The sequence below is a fragment of the Mycobacterium sp. MAA66 genome (genome assembly GCF_041261665.1).
In the GTDB taxonomy this organism is placed as follows: domain Bacteria; phylum Actinomycetota; class Actinomycetes; order Mycobacteriales; family Mycobacteriaceae; genus Mycobacterium.
Window position 1 is genome coordinate 1 of record NZ_JBGCCC010000018.1, and the last position, 25,003, is coordinate 25,003.

Annotated in this window: 23 protein-coding genes and 2 pseudogenes; 15 read left to right on the plus strand and 10 right to left on the minus strand. The window is 61.7% G+C overall.

Features of this window, described 5'->3' with window-relative positions:
• Positions 1–1,252: pseudogene (locus tag ABIA30_RS26760) on the minus strand (IS256 family transposase); the annotation flags it as partial.
• 29 nt (positions 1,253–1,281) lie between these two features.
• A complete protein-coding gene (locus ABIA30_RS26765) occupies positions 1,282–1,899 on the minus strand; it encodes a TetR/AcrR family transcriptional regulator (protein WP_370071126.1) in 618 nt (205 codons plus the stop codon).
• An 85-nt stretch (positions 1,900–1,984) separates the two neighbouring features.
• On the opposite strand from ABIA30_RS26765, the gene ABIA30_RS26770 reads away from it, so the two are divergent.
• Positions 1,985–2,728 (plus strand): hypothetical protein, encoded by a 744-nt coding sequence (locus tag ABIA30_RS26770; protein ID WP_370071128.1) that lies wholly within the window; start codon positions 1,985–1,987, stop codon positions 2,726–2,728.
• Here the strand turns inward: ABIA30_RS26770 and ABIA30_RS26775 are convergent.
• On the minus strand, positions 2,719–3,015 hold the full coding sequence (locus ABIA30_RS26775) for a recombinase family protein (protein WP_370071130.1): 297 nt from the start codon (positions 3,013–3,015) through the stop codon (positions 2,719–2,721). The genes ABIA30_RS26770 and ABIA30_RS26775 overlap by 10 nt on opposite strands.
• 308 nt (positions 3,016–3,323) lie before the next feature.
• Here ABIA30_RS26775 and ABIA30_RS26780 point away from each other — a divergent pair, with 308 nt between their 5' ends.
• Positions 3,324–3,626, plus strand: coding sequence for a hypothetical protein (locus tag ABIA30_RS26780; protein ID WP_370071132.1), 303 nt, complete (start codon positions 3,324–3,326; stop codon positions 3,624–3,626).
• Between the two features lie 440 nt (positions 3,627–4,066).
• On the opposite strand, the gene ABIA30_RS26785 is transcribed toward ABIA30_RS26780, so the two are convergent.
• A complete protein-coding gene (locus ABIA30_RS26785; protein WP_370071134.1) occupies positions 4,067–5,311 on the minus strand; it encodes a hypothetical protein in 1,245 nt (414 codons plus the stop codon).
• 239 nt (positions 5,312–5,550) lie between these two features.
• Here ABIA30_RS26785 and ABIA30_RS26790 point away from each other — a divergent pair, with 239 nt between their 5' ends.
• Entirely contained in the window at positions 5,551–6,510 is a 960-nt protein-coding gene (locus ABIA30_RS26790; RefSeq protein WP_370071136.1) for a hypothetical protein, read from the plus strand.
• A 158-nt stretch (positions 6,511–6,668) separates the two neighbouring features.
• On the opposite strand, the gene ABIA30_RS26795 is transcribed toward ABIA30_RS26790, so the two are convergent.
• The 3 genes from ABIA30_RS26795 to ABIA30_RS26805 all read right to left on the minus strand — a co-directional run bounded on the left by ABIA30_RS26795 (position 6,669) and on the right by ABIA30_RS26805 (position 8,944).
• Positions 6,669–7,040, minus strand: a complete 372-nt coding sequence (locus ABIA30_RS26795) for a hypothetical protein (protein WP_370071138.1) — start codon at positions 7,038–7,040, stop codon at positions 6,669–6,671.
• Between the two features lie 507 nt (positions 7,041–7,547).
• Entirely contained in the window at positions 7,548–8,351 is an 804-nt protein-coding gene (locus ABIA30_RS26800) for a helix-turn-helix domain-containing protein (RefSeq protein ID WP_370071140.1), read from the minus strand.
• A gap of 197 nt (positions 8,352–8,548) precedes the next feature.
• Positions 8,549–8,944 carry an XRE family transcriptional regulator gene (locus tag ABIA30_RS26805; RefSeq protein ID WP_370071142.1) on the minus strand — a complete coding sequence of 132 codons (396 nt, stop codon included), beginning with the start codon at positions 8,942–8,944 and terminating at the stop codon, positions 8,549–8,551.
• Between the two features lie 347 nt (positions 8,945–9,291).
• Between ABIA30_RS26805 and ABIA30_RS26810 the strand changes: the two genes are divergently transcribed.
• The 9 genes and pseudogenes from ABIA30_RS26810 to ABIA30_RS26850 all read left to right on the plus strand — a co-directional run bounded on the left by ABIA30_RS26810 (position 9,292) and on the right by ABIA30_RS26850 (position 17,788).
• Complete coding sequence (locus tag ABIA30_RS26810; protein ID WP_370071144.1) at positions 9,292–9,822, plus strand: hypothetical protein; 531 nt, start codon at positions 9,292–9,294, stop codon at positions 9,820–9,822.
• Positions 9,823–9,916: 94 nt separating this feature from the next.
• The gene (locus ABIA30_RS26815; protein WP_370071146.1) at positions 9,917–10,189 is read left to right on the plus strand and encodes a hypothetical protein; all 273 of its coding nucleotides are present in this window, start codon (positions 9,917–9,919) and stop codon (positions 10,187–10,189) included.
• 194 nt (positions 10,190–10,383) lie between these two features.
• Complete coding sequence (locus ABIA30_RS26820) at positions 10,384–10,575, plus strand: hypothetical protein (protein WP_370071148.1); 192 nt, start codon at positions 10,384–10,386, stop codon at positions 10,573–10,575.
• A 343-nt stretch (positions 10,576–10,918) separates the two neighbouring features.
• Complete coding sequence (locus ABIA30_RS26825; RefSeq protein ID WP_370071150.1) at positions 10,919–11,659, plus strand: TnsA-like heteromeric transposase endonuclease subunit; 741 nt, start codon at positions 10,919–10,921, stop codon at positions 11,657–11,659.
• Positions 11,656–12,024 carry a hypothetical protein gene (locus tag ABIA30_RS26830; RefSeq protein ID WP_370071152.1) on the plus strand — a complete coding sequence of 123 codons (369 nt, stop codon included), beginning with the start codon at positions 11,656–11,658 and terminating at the stop codon, positions 12,022–12,024. The genes ABIA30_RS26825 and ABIA30_RS26830 overlap by 4 nt, the downstream gene beginning before the upstream one ends.
• Positions 12,025–12,456: 432 nt before the next feature.
• Positions 12,457–13,812 (plus strand): hypothetical protein, encoded by a 1,356-nt coding sequence (locus ABIA30_RS26835; RefSeq protein WP_370071153.1) that lies wholly within the window; start codon positions 12,457–12,459, stop codon positions 13,810–13,812.
• A gap of 191 nt (positions 13,813–14,003) precedes the next feature.
• Positions 14,004–14,933, plus strand: a complete 930-nt coding sequence (locus tag ABIA30_RS26840; RefSeq protein WP_370071181.1) for a TniB family NTP-binding protein — start codon at positions 14,004–14,006, stop codon at positions 14,931–14,933.
• A 146-nt stretch (positions 14,934–15,079) separates the two neighbouring features.
• Positions 15,080–15,505: pseudogene (locus tag ABIA30_RS26845) on the plus strand (TniQ family protein); the annotation flags it as partial.
• 219 nt (positions 15,506–15,724) lie between these two features.
• Positions 15,725–17,788: a LysR family transcriptional regulator gene (locus tag ABIA30_RS26850; RefSeq protein ID WP_370071189.1), complete on the plus strand. Its 2,064-nt coding sequence runs from the start codon at positions 15,725–15,727 to the stop codon at positions 17,786–17,788.
• A 407-nt stretch (positions 17,789–18,195) separates the two neighbouring features.
• On the opposite strand, the gene ABIA30_RS26855 is transcribed toward ABIA30_RS26850, so the two are convergent.
• Complete coding sequence (locus ABIA30_RS26855) at positions 18,196–20,097, minus strand: TniQ family protein (RefSeq protein WP_370071155.1); 1,902 nt, start codon at positions 20,095–20,097, stop codon at positions 18,196–18,198.
• A 62-nt stretch (positions 20,098–20,159) separates the two neighbouring features.
• Here ABIA30_RS26855 and ABIA30_RS26860 point away from each other — a divergent pair, with 62 nt between their 5' ends.
• Both ABIA30_RS26860 and ABIA30_RS26865 read left to right on the plus strand, forming a co-directional pair.
• The gene (locus ABIA30_RS26860; protein WP_370071157.1) at positions 20,160–20,420 is read left to right on the plus strand and encodes a helix-turn-helix domain-containing protein; all 261 of its coding nucleotides are present in this window, start codon (positions 20,160–20,162) and stop codon (positions 20,418–20,420) included.
• Positions 20,421–20,608: 188 nt separating this feature from the next.
• Entirely contained in the window at positions 20,609–21,694 is a 1,086-nt protein-coding gene (locus tag ABIA30_RS26865) for a hypothetical protein (RefSeq protein ID WP_370071159.1), read from the plus strand.
• 103 nt (positions 21,695–21,797) lie between these two features.
• Here the strand turns inward: ABIA30_RS26865 and ABIA30_RS26870 are convergent, their stop codons facing one another.
• A complete protein-coding gene (locus tag ABIA30_RS26870) occupies positions 21,798–22,682 on the minus strand; it encodes an IS3 family transposase (RefSeq protein WP_370071161.1) in 885 nt (294 codons plus the stop codon).
• 332 nt (positions 22,683–23,014) lie between these two features.
• On the opposite strand from ABIA30_RS26870, the gene ABIA30_RS26875 reads away from it, so the two are divergent.
• Positions 23,015–23,497, plus strand: a complete 483-nt coding sequence (locus ABIA30_RS26875) for a class I SAM-dependent methyltransferase (RefSeq protein ID WP_370071183.1) — start codon at positions 23,015–23,017, stop codon at positions 23,495–23,497.
• Between the two features lie 3 nt (positions 23,498–23,500).
• Here the strand turns inward: ABIA30_RS26875 and ABIA30_RS26880 are convergent, their stop codons facing one another.
• A complete protein-coding gene (locus ABIA30_RS26880; RefSeq protein WP_370071163.1) occupies positions 23,501–24,886 on the minus strand; it encodes an FAD-binding protein in 1,386 nt (461 codons plus the stop codon).
• Positions 24,887–25,003 lie beyond the last annotated feature (117 nt).

A 25,003-nucleotide genomic window follows, 5' to 3' on the forward strand; every position in this document is an offset into this window, starting at 1 on the left:
CGACAACGGTATCGGTTGACTCACCGGGTTCAGCGGGTGTGATGTCGATGGGTCGTTCGAGTAGTTTGCCTTTGTCGAACACGGCGCCGGCACGGACGAGGGCGACCAGGTGCGGGGCGTTGACAGCGCGCCAGCGGGCCTGTGCGGCGTCGATCACCTTGTAGGCCATGGCAATTCCCGCGGCACGAGAGCCGAGGCCCTTGGTGACCTTGGTCCTCAACCGCACGGTGGCAAAAGTGCTTTCGATCGGATTTGTGGTCCTCAGATGGATCCAATGCTCAGCCGGATACTTGTAGAACTCCAACAGCACGACGGCGTCATCGACGATCTTGGCGACCGCTTTGGGGTATTTGGCACCGTAGTCGATCTCGAAGGCCTTGATCGCCGCGAGCCCAGCTGGATGGACTGACTTCGGCAGTGCGGCAAGCACATTGCCCTGCTTGTGAAGCCAACACGGCTGCTCACGCGTGGCCGGGAACGCCACCCTTACCGCCTTCCAAAAGCCCAACGCCCCGTCACCGACGGCCAGCACCGGTGCCGTCATTCCTCGTCGGCGACACGACCTCAGCAGATCGGCCCACGACTCGGTCGACTCCCGATACCCGTCGGCCAGCGCGACGAGCTCCTTGCGGCCATCGCTGCGCACGCCGACCATCACCAACAGACAGAGCTTCTCCTGCTCGAGGCGAACCTTGAGATGGATGCCGTCGACCCAGAGGTAGACGAAATCGGTCCCCGACAAATCCCGCTGCCCGAAGTTCTTCGCCTCGTCTTGCCCCTGGCTGGTCAGCCGTGTGACCGTCGTCGCCGAGAGCCCCGCACCCGAGCCCAGGAACTGCTCCAACGCCGGCCCGAAGTCACTGCTCGAGAGGCCATGCAGATACAGCAGCGGAAGCACCTAGCTCATCTGCGGGGACTTGCGCGCCCACGCCGGCAGGATCGCCGAGGAAAACCGTTGCCGCTCACCGGTACCAGGGTCCGCTCGGCGGTCGTTGACCCGCGGCGCGGTTACCTCGACGGCACCGGCCACAGTCAGCACCTCGCGGGACTGGTGATAGCCGTTGCGCACCACGAGACGGCGGCCGTCCGCATCGACCTCACGGGTGTGCGCGTCGATATACGCGGCGACCTCGGCCTGCAGCGCCGCAGCCAACATCTGCCGGGCGCCGTCGCGGACAAGCTCATCAAGCAGCGAACGCCGGACGCCCTCGTCGCCACTGGCCTCATCAGCATCGTGAACTACGGTGAGCACGGTCGTACCTTCCGGAATCAGGTATTCGATCAAGACCGGCGTTGGCGCGCTGGTTGAGACACCGCGTCGATCAGTGGGAGATAGACGGAGTCGATGAGCTCGATCAAGGTCTGTTCGTCGAAGGGGTTGCGGGTAAAGAACACTTCGTTGCGCACCAGCGCGAGCAGTGTCATCTCCACTGGCTTCAGAATGGGCGCAGATCCGATCTCACCTCGATCACGTGCGTCGGTGAGCGCGCGGCGAATGGTGCCGCTGATGAGCTCGGATATCAGTGACGTGGTTTGGTCGAACAGTTCGTCGTCGGCTTCGGCGCCCAGGCGCCGGTAGGTGTCGATGCCGACGCTGTCAAAGCGGTCGAGGATGGCCGTGAAGATGTGGATCAGGTCTTGGCGCAGGGAGCCTGCGCTCTGCCACTCATGCGGCCAGTGCAGCGAGGGAAGTGCATCGGTGACCATGTGGGCACGCGAGCGATATCGGCGATAGATCACCGACCGGCTCGTCTTGGCTCGCCGGGCGACACCGTCGTAAGTGACGCCGGCATAACCACATTCAGCCAGTTCGGCGCGGATAGCCTGATGAATCGCGGCTTGTAGCACCTCATCGCGCCGCCGTGTAACTTCGCCGGTCTCTCGCTCGGGTTTAACCACGTCGTGGACCTTACGTCGCCGGGTTGTCCCTTCTCACCTTGAAGGGACAAGTGTATCTTATCTCAAGGAACCGGGAGGTCACCTGATGTCGGATCAGCCCAAACTCGCGCCCGAGATCGTCGCGACCATTGGCGGCAAGACTGTGAGCCGCAGCCAGATACTCGCCTGGGAAGACCGCCGAGCCTGCGCAGTCATGCGCAAGCTAGGCATGGACATTGACAGCGCCGACACCGCGACGCGGCGAGTGGCCCTCGCCGAACGCAAGCTGCAACTCGGGCATGAACGAATCGAAGCACTACTCGGTCGCCCGCTGCGAGTCTCCAAATTCGGCACCGGGGCGCTCGCACGCCTGTCTGCTGGCCGCCGACGGTTCAGCACAATCGAGCTGGCAGTGAACACAGTAACTTCCGCGGCGTTCGTCCATTGGTGGAACCGGCACGTGGTTACCGGCGACGAGGCACCGCTTCTGGATATCTGCCCGGACCATTGGATCGTCCGTCCCGGACTAAACGGCTGGCAGGAAATCGTCGAAACCACCGGCGGATCGCCTCTGGCAAGCCGGTTATTCATCGACTACCACGACGTCGACTCGCTGCAGTCGTCACCGGATTCCCGCTACGACTATCAGATCACCGCCGTCGCGCGGCGGCACGACGGAACGCCCATCGGCGGTCTGCGCCACCAATTACGTGATACTGCAACAGGATTCCAGATGTCACTCACCGCCGAATTTCCCGCGCTCACCCCACCAAACCTGATCACCGGACACCGCTGGCACTTGGCCTGCGAATTCGCCAACATGTCTGAACGTGCTCTGGATCAATCCTGACCTAGCTCCCGAGTTTGAGTTTCGTTATGGAGAAATGACACCGGCTCGCGTCGTCCACACCGGACAGCAACCTCGCGCGCACTTCGCGTGTGCACGAGTCGCGCGACATGAGAGCGAGTCCATGTACGTCGACTGGCTGGGGTCCGAATTTGTAACGCGTTGAGCCTGTCAGCAATTTCCCTGTATGACCATCCGTCGATACGCATCCGTACGACCCGCTGCAGCACTTCGTCGCTACACAAACGTGGACGACCCCGCCCCGCGCTCATCGCCGGCCACCTCTGCATAGGGTGCCCAGTGCAGCTAGCAGATCCTGCAGTACCAATTGCCCACGCCGACTGCGATGTTTGTCGGCCGACAGGGCAACAACACAGGCATAGACGCAAAGAACGGTAATGACCAAGATCGGCACAGCCGAAAGCGCAAGCAGAACAACAGTCAGAGGGAAACACAGCCACCAACCATGAATATGAATCACAAAGTCCTCCAGCAGATCTGGTGCAGGACTTCGCCAAAGTCAGATAGGCGGCGCCACAAGTCCCGCGGGTGAATCGATATCGCGAATCAGCCCGCAAACATTGGGACCACGCACAACGTGTGGATACGCACTGACCTGCTGCCCTGGGCAGCCCGAGGCTTCATTCAAACGACAATCCACGACGCTGCGAAGCACGGCAGCGTGGTGTTCGGCGTCGACCGACGCGCGGCGTCGGGCCAACTTGTCGGGGTCAAATCCGTGAGCCCGCATGGCCTCAGCGGCGTGACACCACTCGAACGGGAGAACCTCGCCAGTGGTTGGCAGCGGACTCCACTCGTCGAGGATCTGATGCGCGGCGGGTTCGATAGCCGCGCGCGTCATCGTCAGCCGCGCGACTGGCCGCAGCTGCAGGAGGGGTGACAGCGAACCCGCGAACTCCACAGCACCAGCCTAAATCACCGCATTTGCTGTACCGCTAATTCAGCCGCGAGCGCCGCAGGCAAGGCACGTCGGTATGCACCCAAGATCTAGACAGCCCGACCAGAATCGAGCTTGAACGACAAGTGCCCGCGCCCGTTTCGGGGGCAACGAGTAACGGCCGCCCGTTATCGGAATAGCTCGTCGCAAGGGCCCCGCCGTAGTGGCCCTACACGGCACCAACCCCTTGCCGTGCAAGACGTCAGACGTCAGACGTCAGACGTCGCACGGTCGAGTTGGTCGAGCGGGTCGGTGGCTGCGGCCGAGCACGCCTCGCGTGCATGGCGCGACAGTGAACAGGTGCTTTGGAAGGTCTTCATGCGCCAAGCGCCGCCCAATCCCTCGCCAGATCGTCCGTCGCACGTGGGGCGTTTGCGGTGCACTCATGTCGCCGAATTTGATTGCAGCCACTGTGAGTACACGGCTGAGGCTAATTCGTTGTCGGATAGGCCAAGTGCCCGGGCGCGTTCCTGTATGTCTTCGAGGAGTTGTGCATCAATGCGACCCGGCGCGCTCTTGAGCCCGGTCGACGGTTGAGGTGTCGGGGGAGTACGCAAGTCTCTATAAGGAAAGAATGTGATGAGCGAAATCATTTGACCAGGACCGATTTCAATGGGTTGGCCGTCGATGAAGTTCCATTGCAGCACAGCAACATTCGCGGACTCGTCGCAAATGCCCTTGTTGTGGACAAAGTCATTTCGGATCAGCCGGATATCTCCGAAGTAATCGACCAGTATGTCGCTACGGCGAATCTTGCTGTCTAGCTGGGCGTCCCAGAACTTCGCCAACCGGCCACGGAATTGCTCCTCCCAAATGGCGAAGATGTAGGTGAACCACTGCGCGTACGAGACCGCGAGCATCTCAGGGTGGTGGTCGACGCTGGCGGTGCCGGCTGCACCGACAGCGAAAGCCGTCATCCCGGCGTCGCACGCTGACACGACATGTTGCATGTGAATGCGTCCCGGCCCTGGTTCATCGACGAAGCGAAGCGTGCTTACTTCTAGATAATGGCCTAGGTCGCTACGGTGCCCGTTCAGAAAGCGCTGGTGTTGGCTGGTCCACTCACTCTCTTTAGGCAGGATCGTTCCGTGCGCAGTTAGGGTGACCACCAGCGAGACGAGGAGCGCACGTTCGAGGTCGGCGACAATCTCGTCGACCGATGAGTCGGGCTCAGTCTCTTGCGCTTCGAGCGCTGGTATGGCCTGCTCGATGGCGGTCAGCAGCGCTGTCACGGTATCGATGAAGCGTTCGCCATACGCGATGTTATTGGCCGCGGCAATCACGCCACTTAAGGTTTCGGCGAGCCAGGTGCCGGGTGTGAGTGGCTGGCTCTCATGAGTCAGCGCGATTTGGTCGAGCGGCAACACGACCGCGATCCTCTTGTCTCGCTCGCTGATTTGCCTAACGCCCGGTATATGTGCGTTGGCGAGGTACACGCCGATCGATTCACGCCCCTGTACAAGTTCGACCTTGGCGTTGTGCAACATCTGGAGCCATCGCTTGGTCCGACTCTGCAGATACATGACAGCGAGATTATGACCAGTCACCGACAATGCAACGTACAACGCGCGGGTGACCAGCCATTGGCGTGCCGACTGGTCGAGATGACTGAAGACCCACAATGACATCCTGGCTCTAAAACCGGGCGGACTTCATATCGGGGACTCCCGTCGGTCCACGACGCTATGTTCGGAAGATGGGCGACGGATTAAACATGGCACTCAGACGACTCGATGAACAAGTCGTTCGAGATGCCGGCGTTCGCGCTAGCCGTTGGTACGGGCCAGCACCGGAGGACGATTGTCCATGCGGATCGCGTCGACGGGCAAGCCGCTGTCACCGAGCGAACGACGGATCCTGGATTGCTGTGCTGCCGCCGTCTCTGTTGACTGGTCCGCGCACCGGTTATGCAAACCCCGGCTGCTATGCCCGCGTGAGTGGGGATTGCGACGACGAACTAACTCGCGAACACTTCATTACTGACAATGTGCTTGGAGCGATTTCGGCCGACGGCAAGGTCGTTGTTGTCGAGGGCGCCGCATGGCAGGACAAAACCGAAAGGCGCAAAAGGGTTGGCCGCGCGTCGCTGTCTCGAAAGATGCTGTGCCGCCGCCATAACAACGCGCTATCACCGCTAGATAAGATGGCAGCAGAGTTCTTCCGGTACTTCCTAGAGGACCACCTCGACATCTTTAAATATCTCGGGAACGATGAGCGCGACAGCTTTCCGCGTGCCTTCACGATGGTCAGCGGGCCATACATCGAGCTGTGGATGCTGAAAGTCTTCTGGGGTGCCATTGAAGCCGGCGCGATCACGGTGGACGGTCAGACCGCGTACCGGTTCCGGCTCGGCGTGACGACCCAGCAGCTGGCCGAAATCCTTTGGCGTGGAGCGGAATGGCCCAGTACTTGGGGCCTGTACATTTTGCAGGATCACGACCACGACCAATCAGCGATTCCGAAGTCTATACGCCTTCGTTCAATCAGCATGGGCAGCGAAATCCTTGGCGGCTGCATCCAAATCGCTGGGTTCGAGTTTCTCATAAGTTTTGAGGCACCTCCTGTGCCGCAGATTTACCGCCCGTGCGGCGTCACGTTCTCGCGGGTCGGGTTCCCAACCGACAGTTACAAGATGATCGCGTTCGCTTGGCCCGAGGTCGGACACCCGATCATCAACGTCGTATCGCAGGTGCCACCCCATGAGGACTATTCAGTGCCGGGCAACCCGCGGGCTGCCGCCCTTCATGGTCGGATTCCGGTTGGCTCGTTGAGGATCGCCCCGGTTCCGAGTCCACCGCGACCGGCTTCCAGGCAGAGCAGTCCGTAGGCGATGACCGAGATCCGGGGCAGGACGACTACTGAACTGCGCCTTTGCAAGATAGATTGACGAGCCCTCGCGATACGCCGAAGCCTTGTCAAAGTAGGCAGGCGTGTCTTGTCAATCTTCCTTGCAGCTCGACAGTGGGTGGCAGGGGGCCAGGTCGGTTAGTTGTCGGTGCTGTCAATAAAAGCCGCGGCGGCGGCGATTACCTTGCGGAATTCGCCGGCGCGGATCGCTAGATATGGCGGCACTTCGTCCAGGTGCGGGTCGGCGCCGATGAACCATGCTCGGGCGATGTCTTCGCCTTCGGAGGTGGCCAATGTCATCCATGCGCGGTGAGCGACCTGCAGTCGCGCCAGGGCTTCTGGGCGTGGAGTCGGGCCGCCGTCGATGGCCCACTTGTGCGGCAACTTGCGGTCACGGACGCCTGCCAGTCCCGCGATCAGCGTCGGGCCCAGATGCGACACCAGTTGGCGCGCGAGCTCCGCGGTCGGCAGCTTTAAGGTGCGGGTGTGGTTCCGGATGGCGTCATCCACGACGGTCACATCCTTAGTTCGTTCGGTTTCTGAACCTGTTCTCCACGCGTTCTTACACTGTAATCCTATTCAAAAACCACTAAAATGCGACTCGTCAGACGACCGGCTGATCGACGGTTGCTGTTTTCCGGTGGACAGCGGTCCGGCGCTGGGCGTTGGCGGAGTTGAGGCTCCACGACTGCAGGGCTTGTTCGGTCAATCGCTACCAAGCCGGCTGCATACTCGCCGAGCGATGTCGGGAGTTCGAGGAACCGGGCGCGTTCCGAGATTGGCTCCACCGCGTTCCGGAGGCGACAAACCCCACCGGCGCTGATTAGCTACGTTGGGGCGTTCAATCGGTCCCTGCCCGCGGATAGTGAAATGGCCTGCGCCACGGTGATATTCGTTGATGGTCCAAAATGAGCGACTCGGACGGGGTCGCCCGGGGTGTTGTCTGCCGCTCGCTCCATGGTCGCTGCCAGTGTGGCGTCGGCGGAAGCTTTGGAGCGGGCCCAGGCGCCGATCGATCTAGGGGAGATGGGCATCGTTGCTGGCCTCAGCAGAAACTATGCTCTGGGTGCGCAGGCTGCTCGCTGATCGAATGTCCGAGCCGCGCCGGGTGCGCAGGGCATGTAGCGCATCGCAGATCAAGGCGCGGCCTGCGGAGCGGGTGCGGGTGTCGGTGTCCTCGGTGAGGTCGACGCCGGCGATGAGTCTGGGCGCCACGTCGGCGTCGAGCATTGTCGTTTCGATCACGCGGGCGTCAGTGACCCGCAATGTGAGATTGCCTCGCGCGCTGTCGATGAGGACGAAATTCTTCACCAGTTCGCGGTGAGTGCGGTCGCTGACGTAGGCATCGGCGAACCCGCCGGTGCCCAGTCCGAGATCGTAGAAGTTGGCGGTGCTGATACCGGTGGCCAGGACGCCATCGGTGGCCATCAACACCGCAACGTCGCGCTCGCTAATCCGGTAGTGGTGCATCGACTGTGCGCGGCGCGACAGCCACCGCTGCACGCGCGGGCAGGCGCCGTTGCTGTTGCTGTCTACACCTGCCAGGCGGTGGCGTAGACGGGTGCGTTCGGTGGGGATGAGTGTGCCTGGGCGGCCGTCACATAGCGCGCCGGCCGCCCAGGCGATCCGTGGTGCGAACGGGCGTCCGGTCGCACCAGCGGCAATCAGATTGTGCTGGTGGTCGAGGCTGTCGGTGTCGATGAGCCACTGGTTGCCGGCCCGTGTCGCGGTCAATGCGCCGGAGGCGATCAGTGCGCGGACGCGGGACGGGTGCACGCCCAGTCGCTGTGCGGCGTGTGCCGTGGTGACCATGTCCGACATATACATAACTGTAGCGGTTACGCTATAGAAGTGTGCATACCCGCTGGATAATCCGAGCGGCGCGGCGACCCCGAGTGCACGGGATGGTTTCACTTGTCGACGTCATTGCACCGATGATTGACGGTGTACATCGCGCGCGGGTGACTCCGGCGGTCACTGGCGGTCGCCGACACGCCGCACCACTGCGTTTTGGGTGGTTACGCCTGAAAGCTAGCGACCTGCCTAGCGGCCTGTACGACCGATGCGAATTCTGCTGTTGTGGTTGCCTGGCCGAGTACCTCGATCGGTGCACGGTCATCAAGGCGGGTGTTGGTGCCAAACAGCCACGCGCGCGCCGTCTTGTCGTCGTACGCATCGACGAGCATGCGTACCACTTTGTAGCCCTCGCGCAGCCGGCGTTCTGTCGTGGGCTGCGGGGTGGGGCCGCCCGTACGTGTGTAGCGGCCGATCTGCTTCGCATCGCCCAGTCCGGCGATGCCGGCCGCGATCCGCTGCCCCACAACATTCTGTAGGTAACTGGCGATATCCCCGATCGCCCGTGTCGCAGCTTCAGCGTCGAGCCTCTGCCGGGCGCCGGTGGCTGAGACGGTCATGGGCCTCTTCCCGTCTTCTGCGGAGTCTGTATCGGAGTCGATAATTCTCGCTACACCCGGAAACTACACCAGTTACAACACCGACGTGTCCCGGCCGATCCCACCGGTCAACAAGCCGTCCTGCACCGGGGACCCCGTCTTGCGCTCACCTCCGACAACTCGCTCCAGTCATGTGCGCGCTTCGCCTGTCCAGTTCCGCATTCCTGTGCGGGGCATCGGAAATTGCGACGGCGCGAGCTTTCGCGGGCAGGCAGGGCATCGACGGGTGTCGGGTCGCTGTCGGGCGCGCGCCCGATACGGATAGAGGCCTGGTGGCGTCACGAGATCGGATGCGCGAGACTGAATCAATGGACCGCCGCTGCCGCGACCGCGCACTGCCGCCGCGGGAGCGTGCGGCCACGCTCACCCGGCGGCAAGCCCAACTGCTCAACAATGCCGATTTCCGCGAAGACGCTGCCGCGTCTATCGCCGCCGGCACCGAAATCGCCGGCCACGCCGCGAGACTCGTCCTGACGGCGTTGACCGCAGACGAGGTCAAGACCGCGTTGAATACCAGCGGTACCCAAATCCGGCGGAAACGACTGGACCGCGAACTGTGGGCGATCCCCGATGGCCAGACGTGGCGATTCCCTGCGTCCCAGTTCGATACCGACCCTTCCACCGGACTGCCGTTCCGGCAGGTGCCCGGCTTGGCGCAGCTGTTTATGGCATTGCCCGCCGATATGCATCCCGTGGCGATAGACCGGTTCCTGCACACCCCTCAACCCGAACTGCAGCGCAGCGGCAAGGATCGGGCGCCGCTGGATTGGCTGCGCGAAGGCGGAGACGTCGACGCCGCGGTTGACGCCGTACACGCCTGTGACTGGTACGGCCGGTGAGCGCTAACTAGGTCCTTACCGAGGATTATTTTCGGGCCACCTGCACCCCTGGGAGCAGGATCATCGATCCAAAGTGTCACCGCCGAGCGCTACGGTGACCAGTGTGCGGCTGCGGCATATTTGTGAGGTCTGCGGTGTTGAGGAAATCCTCACCCCCGAAGACGCCTACGAGGCCGGATGGGACTACCCACCGAAAATGGGCGTCTTTGGTGTCATCGGCCCGCGCACCTGTGGGCACTGCGCCGCGAACCGCACTGCGTGGTGGGCAATCACGTTCGACGGGTACACCGCTGACACACTCACCGCGAAGCACAAGGCAACCATCGCACGAATTCTCGATGAACCGGCCAGCATCGCGGCGCCGTGATTGATCACCTGCGCGGCATGCGTGTTGCTCTACCACCCGCTCGCGCAGCTCTGGTCGCCTTCTACGTCTGCGCCAGTGGGGCTTAGTTGCGCTAGATCGAGTTCGCGCATGCGTCGGCCCTCGGCCCAAATCTTCAACGGTTAAACAACTTTCACGTGGTTTGCCGTGGCAGTCGCAAAAGCAGCATGCAGACCGTGAAGCAGATCGAGATCACGTCGTATGTCTGCTTCTGCGGATGGTTGCCGACGAGCCCAATGCCGATGGTGGTCGAAATCAACAGCAACGCGAACAGCGTGACGGGCCCCGCGAATGTGCACTTGGGGTGCCCCGCGCTTGTCGGCGTGCGGACAGGCTACCGGCCGGGGTGCGAACAGGCGCCGCACTGAAGGTTCAGACAAAGCGGGGGCGGGCCAGACTGTTGCAGACGTGCCAGCGGTCGGAAGTTGATGCTTTTCAATACATTTGACTCGTATATCAATACATTTGACTCGAATTTCAGTGAGATTTACCTGGCCTCCCGTTCCGCCTCGGGCGGGAGGCGCACATCCCCTGTTGACTGCACGGTCGACTCCAACCCATCGAAAAGTGCTATCAGAAAGCATAATTGACTGTCGGAGCGCAAGTCACAGTCAATGGATCGGCGGCGACGGTCGATGCGGGTAGAGCCTTGTTATGGCGGCAACGCAGTGTCATACTCAGATGTACCTGCTTGTCGCAGGGAGTATTTCGATGGTTGCCGAGCCTCTGGTTGATGTTGACTCCGCGGTCCTGGATTTCAAGACCGCGGAAGGCATGCAGCGCTCTTTGGCTGCCGTTGCCGCCGTCCCGTCGGAGCTGTATGAGGGACGACCGATGCGGGTGTTCCGTTGGTATCAGGGTCAGAGGCACTATTCGGGTGAGTATTGGTCGGCCACGGAGCGCGATCTGGTGCCGCACGAATCTCGCTTGGAGAAGGCGGCCTTGATGATCGCCGATTTCGATCCCCGGGTGCATCACATCGCGGCTCAACCGTTTCTGTTGCAGGCCAACGTGAACGGCAAGTGGGTGCGTCACACGCTTGATTACTTGCTGGGTACCGATGACGGCCCGGTCGTTGTTGATGTGATGCGCGCCGAGCGCCTTGCGCACGACAAAGCCCAGTTGCTGATCGCATGGACGCGTCGCGTCGTACAGTCGCTGGGCTGGTCGTACGTGGTGTTCACTGAACCGTCCCCGGTACTGCTCGACAACATCCGCTTTCTCTCTGGATATCGCCGAGACTGGCTGATCAACCAGGACATTCTGATCGAGATACGTTCTCGCATAGACGAACTCGTTGGCCTTTGCTTCCGCGACGCCGAGGCGCGGTTCGCTCACCGCTGTAAACCTTTAGTACGAAGTGCCCTGCTGCATCTGCTGTGGCGCCAGGAACTCATCGTCGATGTGACCCAGCCTCTGCAGTCCACAACCGTTCTGGAGGCGCCGCAGTGACTTTCGCCGGCGTGCGCGTAGGCATCGGGACGAAGTTCACCCGCGACGGGGGCGAACTGTTCACCATCGTGGGGCTGCCGTGTTCCTCCTGGTCCGGGTTACCCGAAGTGACCGCTGAACATATGCGCACTGGGCAACTGCAACGGTTTTCGATGGAAGAAGTGCTCTACTCTCCCAGGACGCGGATCCTGGGCGAGGATTTGATGCCAGCCAGCGTCGATCTGGGCGAGGGCGAACAGGTAGCGGTTCTATGGGAAGCAGCACCTGAAGAGGCGCGACGGCAGGCACGTGCGCGTGCGGCCCACATCCGCGAAGTACAGACCGGATATCAGTCCGGCGACGCCGAAACAGCGCTCCCGCATTAGCCCCGTGCACAGTACCGGCCGGATCTCCCTACGGGGCAACGGATTGCCGCCAAATGTAAGGAGATGCATTGTGGTGCGCGATCGTTGTATCGCTGGATCAGCCAGTTTGAGCAGTACGGCGAGGCGGGGCTGATTTCCAAACGCGTAGTGGCACCCGGGTTGGGCAGCCGACAAGACACGCGGTGGAAAGAGGTCGCCCGGGAAGTCAAGGCTGAATACACCGACAAATCCACGCCGACCAAGACAACGGTTATCGCGCACACCAATGCGCGCCTAATTGCCCGATACGGTCCCGGTGGTATCCGATTGCCGTCGGATGCGACCGCCAACCGAATCCTGTTGGCTGAGGACAAGATCGCCCCCCTGTTTTCCGGGTCGACCAAGCATGTTCGCGACGTGGCTGCTAGGCCGCAAAGTGTGTACGGTAAACTGTTGCCCACGCGCCCGGGTGAATACGTGCTCATGGACACCACCCGTCTGGACGTGTACGCGATGGATCCTCAAACGCTTAAGTGGGTGGGTCTGGATCTGACCATCGCGATGGACTGGTACAGCCGCTGCATCGTCGGCGCGCGTTTGAGCCCCACCACCCGTGCGATCGACGGCCTGGCCGTGTTGTACGAATCTCTTCGACCTAAAGAACCAGGGGCGAACTGGCCTCAAGAAGCGCTCTGGCCGGTGCACGGAGTTCCGCGCAATGTTCTGGTCGAAGTGGAGCATCTGGATCCGCGCAGCGTGATTGGTGCCATACCGGCGATCGTCCCGGACAACCTGATCGTCGATCACGGCAAGATTTTCGTCGGCGCGGCCATGCACAGCGCATGCCGGGTCTTAGGTATCTCGATAGCTCCGGCGCGACTGAAAGTCCCCCGCGACAAAGGCCCCGTTGAACGGGTCTTCGACACGATTAGGACCGGGTTCTTGCAAGAGTTGTCGGGCTACAAGGGCTCAGATGTGTACAGCCGCGGGTTGCACCCGGAGAGGGACGGGTTCTACTTCATCCACGAACTGGAAGCTCTACTGCGCGAATGGATCGCGTCGGTCTATCACCTACAGCCGCACAATGGTGTCGGCGAGCCGCGGCTGTGGTCCTTGGGAATGTCGCCCGCGCAGATGTTCGCCCACGGCGTTGCGCGGGCCGGCTACATCGAAGCACCACGCGACCCGCAATTGGCCTACCACTTCTTGCCATTGGCATGGCGGACCCGGCAGCCCGCAGGAATCGTCATCGACCACCGCGTCTACACCGGCGAAGTCCTCGATGCCTACCGGCCGGGGGAGCGCAGCGCATACAAACACAAGAAGGGGCGCTGGCCCATCCACGTCAATCCGGACGACGTGCGCACCGTGTACTTCTTGGACACCAAAGGATCACTCCAGTGGGAGCCACTGGAGTGGAACATGTCCGCGGCGTTAGAACTGCCGATGGCAGCCGATACATGGCATTTCACAAGAGAACTGGTGCGGTCGGGTGACCGACCCGTAGACGGCAAGCTTGCCCTCGCGGCGTTCTTGAAGCGTCGCGGGCTGGGCCAAGATCTCGATGTCGAGAAGCGCAATGCGGCGCTGCGGCTATCGCGAGAGCAGTCCTCTCTGGCCGCCGATCTCGACCGGGCTGCAGAGTTGAATGCATTGGCCAATACGCGTAAGCGTCAGGCTTCGTTGGAGCCACCACGCGACGCGATCGAGGCGTTCGTGGACGACCTCGATGAATACGAGGACGAGCAGGACGAGGACAACTTCGACGACGAAGCAATAACGGACTATCGACGATTGGAAGAGATGTGACTACCAAGAAATCTGAACCCGACATGAGTGGACTGGACAACGTCACCCTCGCTGGCAAGGAGGGCTGGCTTGCCTACGTGAATGCCCCTAAACGTCCACGTCCAGAACAACTTTCCATTCGACAAATCCGTCGACTCGGTGACGGCGCCGCCGACGAGTATTTGCAGCTGCGGTGTCAGTGGCACAGCAACATGGGCCCGTTCTATACCCCGCAAGCCGCGCAGCTGCACAAGCAGCTGCAGGTCATTATGGAGGCCGACGTGGCGAAAGACGGCTGGCACACCAAGGACGCAGTGGCGATCGACGGGTTACCGGGCCTAGGCAAGACGACGACCATGCATGCGTTCGCAAAGAAGTTTCACGACCAGCAGATCCGCCGGCACGGCCAGTACACCGCCGCCGGCGACGAACGAATCCCAGTGCTACGTGTGGGTATGCGCGGCAACACCGGGATGACCGCGTTCAATCGGGCGGCCTGCGACTATTACGCCCATCCGGGGCGCCGCTGCCGCGATGTGGACGAGCTTGGTCGACGGGTACTTCGCCTGGTGTTGTTGTGCGAGACCCGGTTGCTCATCGTCGATGACGTCCATTTCCTGCACTGGCAGCGCGACGGTGGCGTCGAGCTCAACAACCACTTCAAGTTCATCGCTAATGAATTCCCGGTGACAGTCGTGGTCATCGGCATCGGCCTGGCTGAAAGGGGAGTCCTGCGGGCCGGTACCGCACAGGAGTCGTTGGCCCAAACAGCGCGCAATACCACCGAATACGGGTTTTTCGGCTTCAAGAATAAGATGGCGAAGCAGCGTCGAGAATGGCGGGAACTTCTGGCTAGCGTCGACGACAAGATTGTTCTCGCCCACCACCGCCAGGGAATGCTCGTCGAGCAAGCTGATTACCTGTATGCCCGCAGCGGCGGGCACATCGGTTCCCTGCTGACGTTGATTCGCCGTGCCTGCACGGCGGCCATCATCGACGGTTGTGAGCTCTTAACCATGAAGCTTTTCGAATCGATCGCGATCGACAGTGCAGCCGAACGTGCCCGCAAAGAGCTGCACTCGGCCTACGGAACCCGTCCGCAGGCCACCAAGATTTTTGAACGATATGAACGTTCGGCCTGACAATCCTCCCTCGGGGATGACTCGGACCGTTCGCTTGGGGATCGTCCATATCGTACTTTGCGGCGACAAGGCACGACATCCGATCTCTTAGTGGCATTTTCGCGAGAAACGTACGTTATGGACAGGTCAATGGGCTGGTGGTGTCGATGAGTCCGCGCAGCCTTCCCCTGCGCGTTAGGCCCCTGCCGGGGGAGGCACTGGACTCCTGGCTTGCTGCTTACGCTCGGTATTTGCATTGCACCTGGGGTGAGATAGTCGACGCGGTTCTGCCAGGGTTAGCTAATCCCATTGCGGCGCGCGAGATCTCACGGGGCATCTGGAGCGGCCTCACTGACCGGGAACGAACGTCAATATCGACGGCCACCGGCGTCCCACTGGGCGAACTGGACGCACATACTCTCGCCGGTCATGTGAGTGACCGGGTGTTCGTGATCGACCCGCAGACCCGTACCGTGCGCACACCGTGGTGCGGGCTGCGCCGTCAACGGTTCTGCCCCGCATGCTTGGCCGCAAACGATGGCCGATTCAAGCTGGAATGGCGTCTGCCGTGGGTGGTGGCGTGTACCGAACACCATTGCCTCCTATCAGACCGGTGCCCGGAATGTCGACGGCTGCAATATTTTTCGCCATACTTGTATGTTCCTAACCGCGTACCGATCTCGGAACAATGCGCCGGTGGGACACCACGAGGACCGGTGGATAGTCGCTGTGCGGCGGTGTTAACCGCAGCCACAGTGGTCCGTCTGCGCGGAAATCATCCGATATTGCGTGCTCAGCAGACCTTGTCGGTCATGCTGACCGACGACGTGACCGCATGGGGCGTCTATCAGTTCGCGCCAGCGCGTGCCGATCAACTACTCGAAGACATTCTTCTATTGGGCAGCAAGATCTTCAGGACGAGCCCTCTGGACACTCTCGTTGAGTTGGTCGAGAAGCGGCACGACGCTCGCACCGTCCAGGCATGGTCAGATCTCTTGGGTGCGGATGCTCCAGGGGCCGTGCTTGATCGACGATTTTCATTGAGCTATCCATCGTCGAGCGCGGCTGTCGGCCTCGCGGTTGCCGCTGCCCTGGAGATTCTGCTGCAACCGTCCCTGGAAGACGCGGCCGCGGTCTTCGCGTTGGTGACCGCAGACATTCCGCAACCGCCAGGGCACAAACGCGTACTTTTGCCCTTGCGCAGATGCAGTGATGCAGTCGTGGCGGTTGACATCCTCTCGCACGCAGCGACCCTCACTATCCTCGACCAGTTTCGCTACCGCGCAATCGGTACAGCGCCGCGGTTGCCGAGTAGGCCCGGGCGCGCCCGCGTGAACAACCTGCAGTCAGCAGTGCCAACCCTGCTGTGGCCGCGATTTGCCACAGCACTACATACCGGCCAGTTGCGGTGGCAGACGAATCGTGAAGTGTTGGCAATCTTGCTGTTGACCATCGGATCGGCCACACCGCCAGGTGAACTGCGGCGACAAATGCATTCATGGCTCTCGCCGCAATACGTCGTAGCAGCGGCCAAGCGGCTGCGCACTGATTCTCACTGGGTAGGCATCATCGACGCGCTCCTGCGCCTATATGACTATCTGTCTGCCAACCCGCCACCCATTGATTACCAACGTCGCCGGGAGCTGACCTACGACGGTCTGCTTGCCGACTCCCGCTGGCACGAAATCATCGCACGCTGTGGCGTGCGGAACGTTCCTGTCGATGCTGCCCGTTTGTGGCTCATCGAACGGATCAGCGGTGTCGCAACGACAACCGGGTTCGCGGGAATGCCGCACGTGGACATCGCCGATGAGGCGCGGGTTGCGCTCACCGCCGAAACGATCGCTGCCATCGATGCGTTGGCCCTCGAATATCTCGCAACCAAAGGGATACACGATGAGCCACTGGTGTGGGAGGCGCCGATGAGTCTCCTCGACGGCCTCGACTTACCCCACCCAGGATTTAGTGATGTCCAACCCGACACCGTTGGTTTCCTTGTTGCTCAAGGGATGTCGGTCGTGGGCATCGCCTACAAGTTGAAGGTCCCAAAGTGGAAGGTTCGTTATCAAATTGAGCAAAATCCACGCTCAGCACAGGAGGCAACACCTGAGTCTCTCGCTGAATTTAAGCGCAAATCCCAACCGCACACTATGAAGCGAGCGCTCCGCGAGGCGTTGCCAGAGTCGGTGCTGCGCGAACTCTGGGAGCACCGCCATATGTGGTTTCGCGAGATCGGCGTGCACGTCGTTCCTGAGGGCGACCCGAACTACCTCGGTGGGTGTGTATCGGCACTGGCCCGAGAGTATGGCATCGACGGCCCCTATCACCGCAGTTACCGGCGGCTGGACATCACCGGACCTTGGATCTACCAGCAGTACGTTGTCGATGGCCGACCCCTGGCCGACCTCGCCGGCGAATGCGGTATCTCGATTGGCACACTTACCAATCGACTCCACGCCAGCGGGCTGATGCCAGATGCCCCTACCGGCGAATTACTCCGGAAGCTGTCGTTGGACCCCGACATCTTTTCGACCCGCAAACAGCGCCTCCGTGCGTGGGGAGTGATTCAACGTTTCGTGGTTGTCGCCGATTGCGGCACCGTGGTTGGCGCAGCCAGTCGCATCGGTTGCGGCAACAGTCGGCTGGGAAAGCAAGTCCACTGGTTGGAAGGTCAGCTCGGCCACAAACTGATCGGCGCGCGAGGTCATCCGCACCGTCCGGTGATTTTAACCACCCTCGGAAACGACCTCATCGAGTCGGCTACCGAGATTGAATGCGAGAACCATGTGCAGAGCCTGCATCCCGCACGGCAGGGGATTGCAAGCACGCATCATCGGCAGTTGTCTCGAGGTCAGCAAGTCTGTGGTAATCCGTGATTTCGAGGGCCCGCTACACGTTCCGATTGACCGCGCCAAGGCCAGGTATGCGGGTCGACGACGCTGTGGCCGGCCGTGGGGTTGAGCGACATTGACTGCGACTCGCGTCGTTCCCCGGCATCTCCGACGTCGATCGCAGCACTTCTCGGCGAACGGCGGTTGCAGTTGTGTTGTTCATGATCTGCATCGCCTGGTTGAATTGGACTGCGATGGGCGTACGGTGCGACCCGAACTGTGGTCGTTCAGCGCGGTTCGGTATGCACCGAAGCTGTACAGCGCCTTGAGGTCTCAGTGTATGGCAAGGCGGGTGAGTGTCGACAGGGTCACGCATGTCGGTCACCGTGGGTACTGGCCGTCGTCGAAAATACTTTCGCCTTGGTCGAGATTGCGCAGGGCTAGATGCTCGTTCAATGTTTCGCGGTCAACATCGATTGACGTGTCAGTGCTTTGGCTGCACTGCCAGGGGCAGCGAGTTGATGCGGATCCTGTCGGTGTAGTTGGTTGAGGTCGATGAGCGGCCATTGGTTGGCTTGCGGGAATGCGGCGGTGAGGATCTCCGGGGGCGGTTGCCAGCGCAGTGGCTCGTCGGTGATGTGGTGACTTTCCAGGAAGTCGCGGCCGTGGGTGTCCAGTGCGGTCACGAGTTCTGGTGTTAGCGCGATGGACAGCGCAGCGTGTAGGCGGGCGCTCGCGTGCGTGGCGTGCGGACCGCAGCGGTGGAGTTCGGGTGATCCGGTCAGGCGGGCATAGAGCCAGCACCGATAGATGTGGATCGTGTCCGGTCCGCCGACCGGTGTCTGTGTGGCGCGGCATATGTCGCGCCAGAGGCGATCGGGCAGCAGCGCCGATAGCGGGAGGGTGCGGCGCCGGGCGTAATCGATAGGGCTGGGTGCTTTGTCGAGTTGCTCGGCGACTGCTGTTAGCGCCGAAGCGGCGACGGCCCAATCACTGCGGTGGGACAGGATGCGCAGGACGTGACGCATTGCCGGCACGGTGATCGCCGAATCCAGTAGAGCGCACGCTTCCGGTATGTCGATGGGCGTGCCGACGAGTATCAGTGCCACGCTCAGTGCTGCCTGCAACTGTTCAAAATTCGTGGTGGCGGTACGCATTGGGTACGCCCAGCGGGGCCACAGCAGCGCTGGAATGGACTGGTGTCGCATCGTTTGGCGCTGCGGGGGACGAGGGTGAGCTGTCCAGCTGCGATAGCGCAGTTGCTGAGCCGGGCAGAGAAACGGTGTCAGCGCGTGCAATTGGACCGAGGTCAGCGTCGGGCTGACTTGTTCGCCCCATCGGAGAGCAGAGGCGGACACTGCCAACCCTCTCTTGTGTATGGAGGCGATCAGCCAGCGAAGTCGCTGTCCACCGGCGGCCGCCGAGGGGCTCTGCAGGATCGTCACGCTGATGCAGGCGGCCGCCGCCGCGGTGGCTGACGAATCGTTGGCAAGCACCCGCGGCGTGGGCGAATGAGTTGGGGTGACGTCGCGGAACGCGTGGCGTTGGTGGGCATCCCACAAATCGCTGGGTGTGTGCGCTTGCAGCTCATCGATGGTGGCGTAGCGCATGATGCGTTGCCCGAGTGCGGTGAGGTCGGTGAGAAGCTGCCAGGCCGGCACGGGCGCGTATGCGTAGATACCTTCTGCGGCAACGCCATTGGCGAGGGTCGTGAGGACATATTGTTGGGCTGCCAGCGCAGGATGGTTGCTGTCGAGGCGCGCGGTGTCCGCAGTAGACAACAGGCCGGCACACCGCTGCAGGTTCGGCGCCGATGCGCCCAGGGCCAGGCCACCACAACGCCCAGGTTCAGGAACAAGTCCATATGTGAGGGGCCTGGTGCGTTGGTGCCGCGAACAGAGCGGGCAACAGTCGGCCAGCAGACAGCGATGGCGGGGACAAGCGAACGCCCACCGTAGCTTCCACCACAGCTGCCAGCGCCCACCGGTGTCGGCCAGGCATTGGGGACAGAACCGCGACCGGGCCAAGGCCAACGGGCCCGGCGTCCTCAATTCAGCGTCATCGGGCGCGATCAGGGACGACAACGTCATCGACCTGATCACCGTCGCCGCCACCGCTGTGGCATAGCTCAGTGATTCCAGCTCCTCTGGCGTCAAAGACACCGTGAAGTGCGGTACATGGATGTAGCGGATTTGGGCAGACAGGCCGACCGCAGACAGGATGTCACCCCACGTCGCGTCAGTGCGCCACCCGAACGCCTCTAGCCAGGACTCGATGCTTTCGCCAGCCATGGGCGTGAGTCGGATCGGCAGCGTCCGCACATCGGGATCAGCCATATCGGTGGCGCTGTCCATCAATCCATAATGCCCTACTAATAGGGCAGACTTTGAGGGTTTTAACCCGGTTACTGGAGTGTGTGCCGACGCGCCCCAGTCAAAACGACCCGAAACGGGTCGCCGCGTGGGAACGTCGCCGCCACCGCGTCGGGCTACGCATCCAGCGTGCCCGCATCGAACGAGGCCTGACCCAGGAGCAACTCGCGCTGCTCTCCGGTGTGTCACGCAACGTCCTCATGGACATCGAGCACGGACGCAGGGGAATACTGCTCGAGCGAATCTTCGACATCGCCAAGCCACTCGGCCTGTCAGCGGCCGAACTCATCGACGGCATTCGATAACTGGCGAGTTCACCAGCATCTCAGTCTGTGAACGGTACGAACCGTTGCCCGGACCAGACCCTGCGCACGTCGGGCGGAGATCGAGCGCATGGCAGCTATTGGTGTCGCGTCTCGATGCACTGGCAGTAGGTCAGGATCTTCCGACGCCCATGATGGCCGAGCGGATATACCAAACCGGGTGAATGAGCATGGCCTCAACATCATTAGTGCACAACAATTCTGCCCTCGCAGATCCTGGCGTTCGGGGTGATGACATCGAACCCCTACGGCAGTTGGCGTATTTCTACGAGCCGTATTGGCGCAGCGGCGCCGCAGCATGCATCAAGACGCTGTTGCTGTTTTTTGACGGCATCGCCCTAACCGTCCCGGACTACATGCGGGATGCACCCCTTGTCGTTGACCCGTCATTCGTCGAACAGCTCGAAGACCGCGGCCTATTGGTGCGGCTGAGCCCAGAGTTCTTGGTCGACAAGGGATCAGCGGAATCGGTGGCTCAGTTGCTCATCGAACTGGTAGAACGCGGCGCGTGCGACAACCTTGACCTTGCGGTGCCGTACAGGGCGACCTCGCGTTCTCAGAGGTGCGCCGGTGCCGAACCGATGCTCACCGACCTCATTCTCGCTGAGCTTGTTGAGCGGGGTCTGGCCAGGCCGGGCCACGACGGAGCCGCACCAACATTGCACCCCGTCGTCCGAACGTGGGTCCTTGCTGCTCTGCCGCACATCCTTCGCGAATCCGCCGAGCACGCGGGCTGCGCCCTGCAACCGATCACAAGGCATCCACAGCAGGTGCGCACGCTGCTTGATTTTGTTGCCCTCGCACCGCTGTCGACGAATGGACACACCGTGGTCATCGACCCAGAACAAGTGCCTGTTGACCTTGCACCAATTCCCATTGATGAAGTACTCGACTTCAGAGAGGAGCACGGAGAGGCATATCGCACCTATGCACGGGATCTGCGAAACATATTGCGGGACTGTGCGATCACGTCGCCAGAAGTAGGCCGTCAAGCGTTGCCGAATAGGGCCAAACAGCTTGCCGCAAAGGCAAATGATCTCCGAGAAACCGCTCGCGAGACCTGGCACCGCCCCTTGTCACCTTGCACCTTAGGCATCGCCGGCAGCGCAGTACCCCTCATGGAGGTAAACCCCAGCAAGGCAATTCGCAGTGCCAGATCTACGTACCTAGGCATTGGCAGGAGATCCGACCGGGGCAGCGTCTACTCATATCTCGTCACCGTGAAGGATCAGCCTACGGTCACGTCGAGCAGGTGACCTTTAGCGCAAACGCTCCACGCACAAGCGACTTGCCTTGAACCGTTCCGAGTTTGATGCCGCTTTGGGCCGTCCCGGGGTGTGGTCCGCCGGGTTCTGAGAATCAGGAAACCGATTGTAGTCCCCGTTGCGCCTTCTCGAACTCTGTCGGTGTGAGCCAGCCCAGGGCGGAATGCCTGCGTCGACGGTTATGGAACACCTCGATGTAGTCGAAGATCGCGTTGGCCAGTTCTGTGCGTGTGGTCCACTTCTTGCGGTCTAGGAGTTCGATTTGCATTCTGCTCCAGAATGATTCGATCAAGGCATTGTCGTAGCCGTCACCGATCGTGCCCATCGATCCCACGAGGCCAGCTTGTGCCACTCGCTGACTGAATGCCCAGGATGTGAATTGAGTGCCGTGGTCGCTGTGGACCACTGTTCCCTGCGGTGAGCGGGCGGCAATGGCCATGTCCAGCGCGTTGAGTACCAGCGACTCCGTTTGCCGTGAATCGATGGCCCAGCCCACGACGCGCCGTGAGTAAGCATCAATCACCGCGCAGCAATAGACCTTGCCTTCGCGGGTGGGGTGCTCGGTGATGTCGGTGCACGAGAGCTGGTTCGCGCGGGTGGCAGTGAATTCTCGATTCACCAGGTCCTCGGAGGTAACGACGTAGTCCATATTGATCCGTCGTTTGCGGGTTCCTGATATTCCCTGAATCCCAATGCTTTTCATGATCGAATGGACTTGACTCCTAGCTGACGTTGCCGGTGATCTGGGAGTCACCGAAGCCAGGCTGTACCGGTGGCGCAATCGGGCCTGGGTCATCGCGATCCGATGCAGGGCAGCGTTGAGTTGCCGATTCCCGGTGCGCGACAGACGGTGTCGCCGCTTGTTCAATGACCGTACCGGTAAAGGTGCAGTGCCGTTCAGGCGAGCGAAGGCGTCCTTGGAGCGGAACCGACGCACCTGGGCGGGTTCGGCCGGTTTTGTTCGGTGCCAGGGCCCCACCGGGACGACGCCGGCAGCCGTCCCGTGTGGATGGTGGCCGAGTTGGTCGGGTCCTGCAGGGCGATGCTGGCACGAGCGTGACCGTCACACGCGTGTTGCCCGACAAGGCAGCAGGCGCGCCCGCCGGACGCTTACGTCTCGACTGTGTAGGGAAGAATGCGCTGCGTGGACCGATTCGATTTTCTGTCCCCGACGCGCGATGGCTATGACCGCACGGCTGCTGCCTATGCCGAGCGGTTCCATCGCCATCTCGATGACAAGCCGGTCGACCTCGGGGTAGTGAATGTATTCGCCAGTTGGTCGCGAAGCAGGGTAACCGGCGCGTCGTTGACGTGGGGTGCGGGACCGGTGTGGCTACCGCGTTGTTGCACCGTGCTGGCGTAGAGGCATTCGGGGTTGACTTGTCTGCGAACATGATTGCCGAAGCGCGCCGCCGCAATCCCGGGCTGCAGTTCAGTGTTGGTTCGATGCTCGACCTCGACCTCGCCGATGGCAGCGTCGGCGGCGTGTGTTGCTGGTACTCGATCATCCACGTGCCCGATGACCATCTACCTGACGCGCTCGGCGAGTTTCATCGCGTGCTCGCCCCCGGCGGCCTGGTTCTGCTTGCGTTCCAGGTAGGCGATCAGCCGCGGCAGCTCACGAGCGCCTTCGGTCACCAGGTGCACTTGACGTTTTACCGCCGTCAACCCGGCTATGTCGGAGAGCTGTTGGCGTGTGCCGGATTTCGTGTGTACACCCAGCTGATACGACAACCGGACGGTGACGGGTTCGAATCCACCCCGCAGGCGTATCTGATCGCACACAAGACGTAGATGTTAGGTGGGGATGAGTTCGAGGCGGCGCGCTAGGTCCGAGATGAACACACCCCCTGGGTCTGCTTTGGCCCGCACCGCGCGCCACTCGTCCAGGCGCGGATACATCAGCGGGATGAGATGGGCTTTCGCGCGGGATTCCTTGGCGAAGTACAGCCGGCCCCCGGCTTGGATAACCCGTTCGTCAATACCGTCGAGGAACGCACTGATGCCGTCCTTGATCGGAAAGTCCAGGCTCAGCATGAACCCGGGATGCGGCCAGGACAGCGGTGCCTGGTTGCCCGCCCCCATCCGTTTGAATACGTTCAGGAAGGAGCGGTGCCCGGATTGTGCGATTGCCCGGATGATGTCGGCGAGCTGCTGCTCAGCACCGAACGGAATCGAGAACTGGTACTGCAGAAAGCCTTCCTTGCCGTACGCCCGGTTCCATTCACCGAGCAGATCGAGCGGGTGATAGAACTGCGTCAGGTTCTGGATGGTGCCCCGCCCGTGTTGCGGATAGACGCGGTAGGCAACCTCGGACAGGACTCGCGAAGTGAATCCGTTGACCAGTCCGTTGGGGAAGATGTCGGGCACGGTGAACAGTTGAGGGGCGTTGAACCGCAGCGGATCTCGCCGCAACTTCGGTGGCAGCTGATCAACGGTGGCCAATGATCCCCGGGTGAAGCCGGCCCTGCCCATGCGCGAACCCGTCGAGATGGTGTCGGGCACCGCCATGGAGTAGTCGTAGCCCTCATCCGAGCCGCCAGTGAGCAGCTCCATCGTCTCGTCGAGGTTGCGGGTGCGGTCATGGTCGGCGATGAAGTAGGCCGTTTCGGTCCGTGTCATGCGGACCTTGGCGCGCAGCACGATGCCGGTCAGGCCCATGCCGGCCACCGTCGCCCAAAACAACTCGGCCGCAGGACCGTCTGGGGTCAGTGTGGCGATTGACCCGTCGGCTTTGAGCAAGTCCATCGAGATCACGTGATTGCCGAAGCTGCCGTGTGAGTGATGGTTTTTGCCGTGGATGTCGGCGGCGATCGCGCCGCCGATGGTGACCTGGCGGGTACCCGGGAGTACCGGAACCCACAGACCGTGCGGCAGGACGGCACGCATTAAGGTATCGAGGCTCACTCCGGCATCCACGTCGACGACTGCGGTGTCGGGATCGATGTGGTGGATGCGGTTCAGTGGTGTCATGTCGATGACCAGGCCGCCGCCGTTCTGCGCCGGGTCGCCGTAGCTGCGCCCCAGCCCGCGGGCGATCACACCTCGCGGGCCGGCCGACTGCACGGCGGTGGCGATGACCTGGATGTCCGGTGATGACAGCACTTGAGCTTGGGATTGGATGCGGCGACCCCACCCACTCAGCACGCGACTTGTCGTATGCACCCCGGAGTATGCACTCACGTTCACCGATAGTAAGCGCGGCTGCCGGCACAACCACCGATTGCGACCCTGCCCCGATCAGCACGCTCGACAGATCGTCCCGCGGAACAAAGATTGCTCGCCACGCGCACCTACGCC

Excerpts from the sequence above, each read along its gene's own strand:
- ABIA30_RS26770 (WP_370071128.1), top strand. The coding sequence starts at position 1,985 with ATGTCGGATCAGCCCAAACTCGCGCCCGAGATCGTCGCGACCATTGGC.
- ABIA30_RS26775 (WP_370071130.1), bottom strand. The coding sequence starts at position 3,015 with ATGCAGAGGTGGCCGGCGATGAGCGCGGGGCGGGGTCGTCCACGTTTG.
- ABIA30_RS26785 (WP_370071134.1), bottom strand. The coding sequence starts at position 5,311 with ATGTCATTGTGGGTCTTCAGTCATCTCGACCAGTCGGCACGCCAATGG.
- ABIA30_RS26800 (WP_370071140.1), bottom strand. The coding sequence starts at position 8,351 with ATGTCGGACATGGTCACCACGGCACACGCCGCACAGCGACTGGGCGTG.
- ABIA30_RS26805 (WP_370071142.1), bottom strand. The coding sequence starts at position 8,944 with ATGACCGTCTCAGCCACCGGCGCCCGGCAGAGGCTCGACGCTGAAGCT.
- ABIA30_RS26810 (WP_370071144.1), top strand. The coding sequence starts at position 9,292 with ATGGACCGCCGCTGCCGCGACCGCGCACTGCCGCCGCGGGAGCGTGCG.
- ABIA30_RS26825 (WP_370071150.1), top strand. The coding sequence starts at position 10,919 with ATGGTTGCCGAGCCTCTGGTTGATGTTGACTCCGCGGTCCTGGATTTC.
- ABIA30_RS26840 (WP_370071181.1), top strand. The coding sequence starts at position 14,004 with ATGGGCCCGTTCTATACCCCGCAAGCCGCGCAGCTGCACAAGCAGCTG.
- ABIA30_RS26850 (WP_370071189.1), top strand. The coding sequence starts at position 15,725 with ATGCTGACCGACGACGTGACCGCATGGGGCGTCTATCAGTTCGCGCCA.
- ABIA30_RS26855 (WP_370071155.1), bottom strand. The coding sequence starts at position 20,097 with ATGGACAGCGCCACCGATATGGCTGATCCCGATGTGCGGACGCTGCCG.
- ABIA30_RS26865 (WP_370071159.1), top strand. The coding sequence starts at position 20,609 with ATGGCCTCAACATCATTAGTGCACAACAATTCTGCCCTCGCAGATCCT.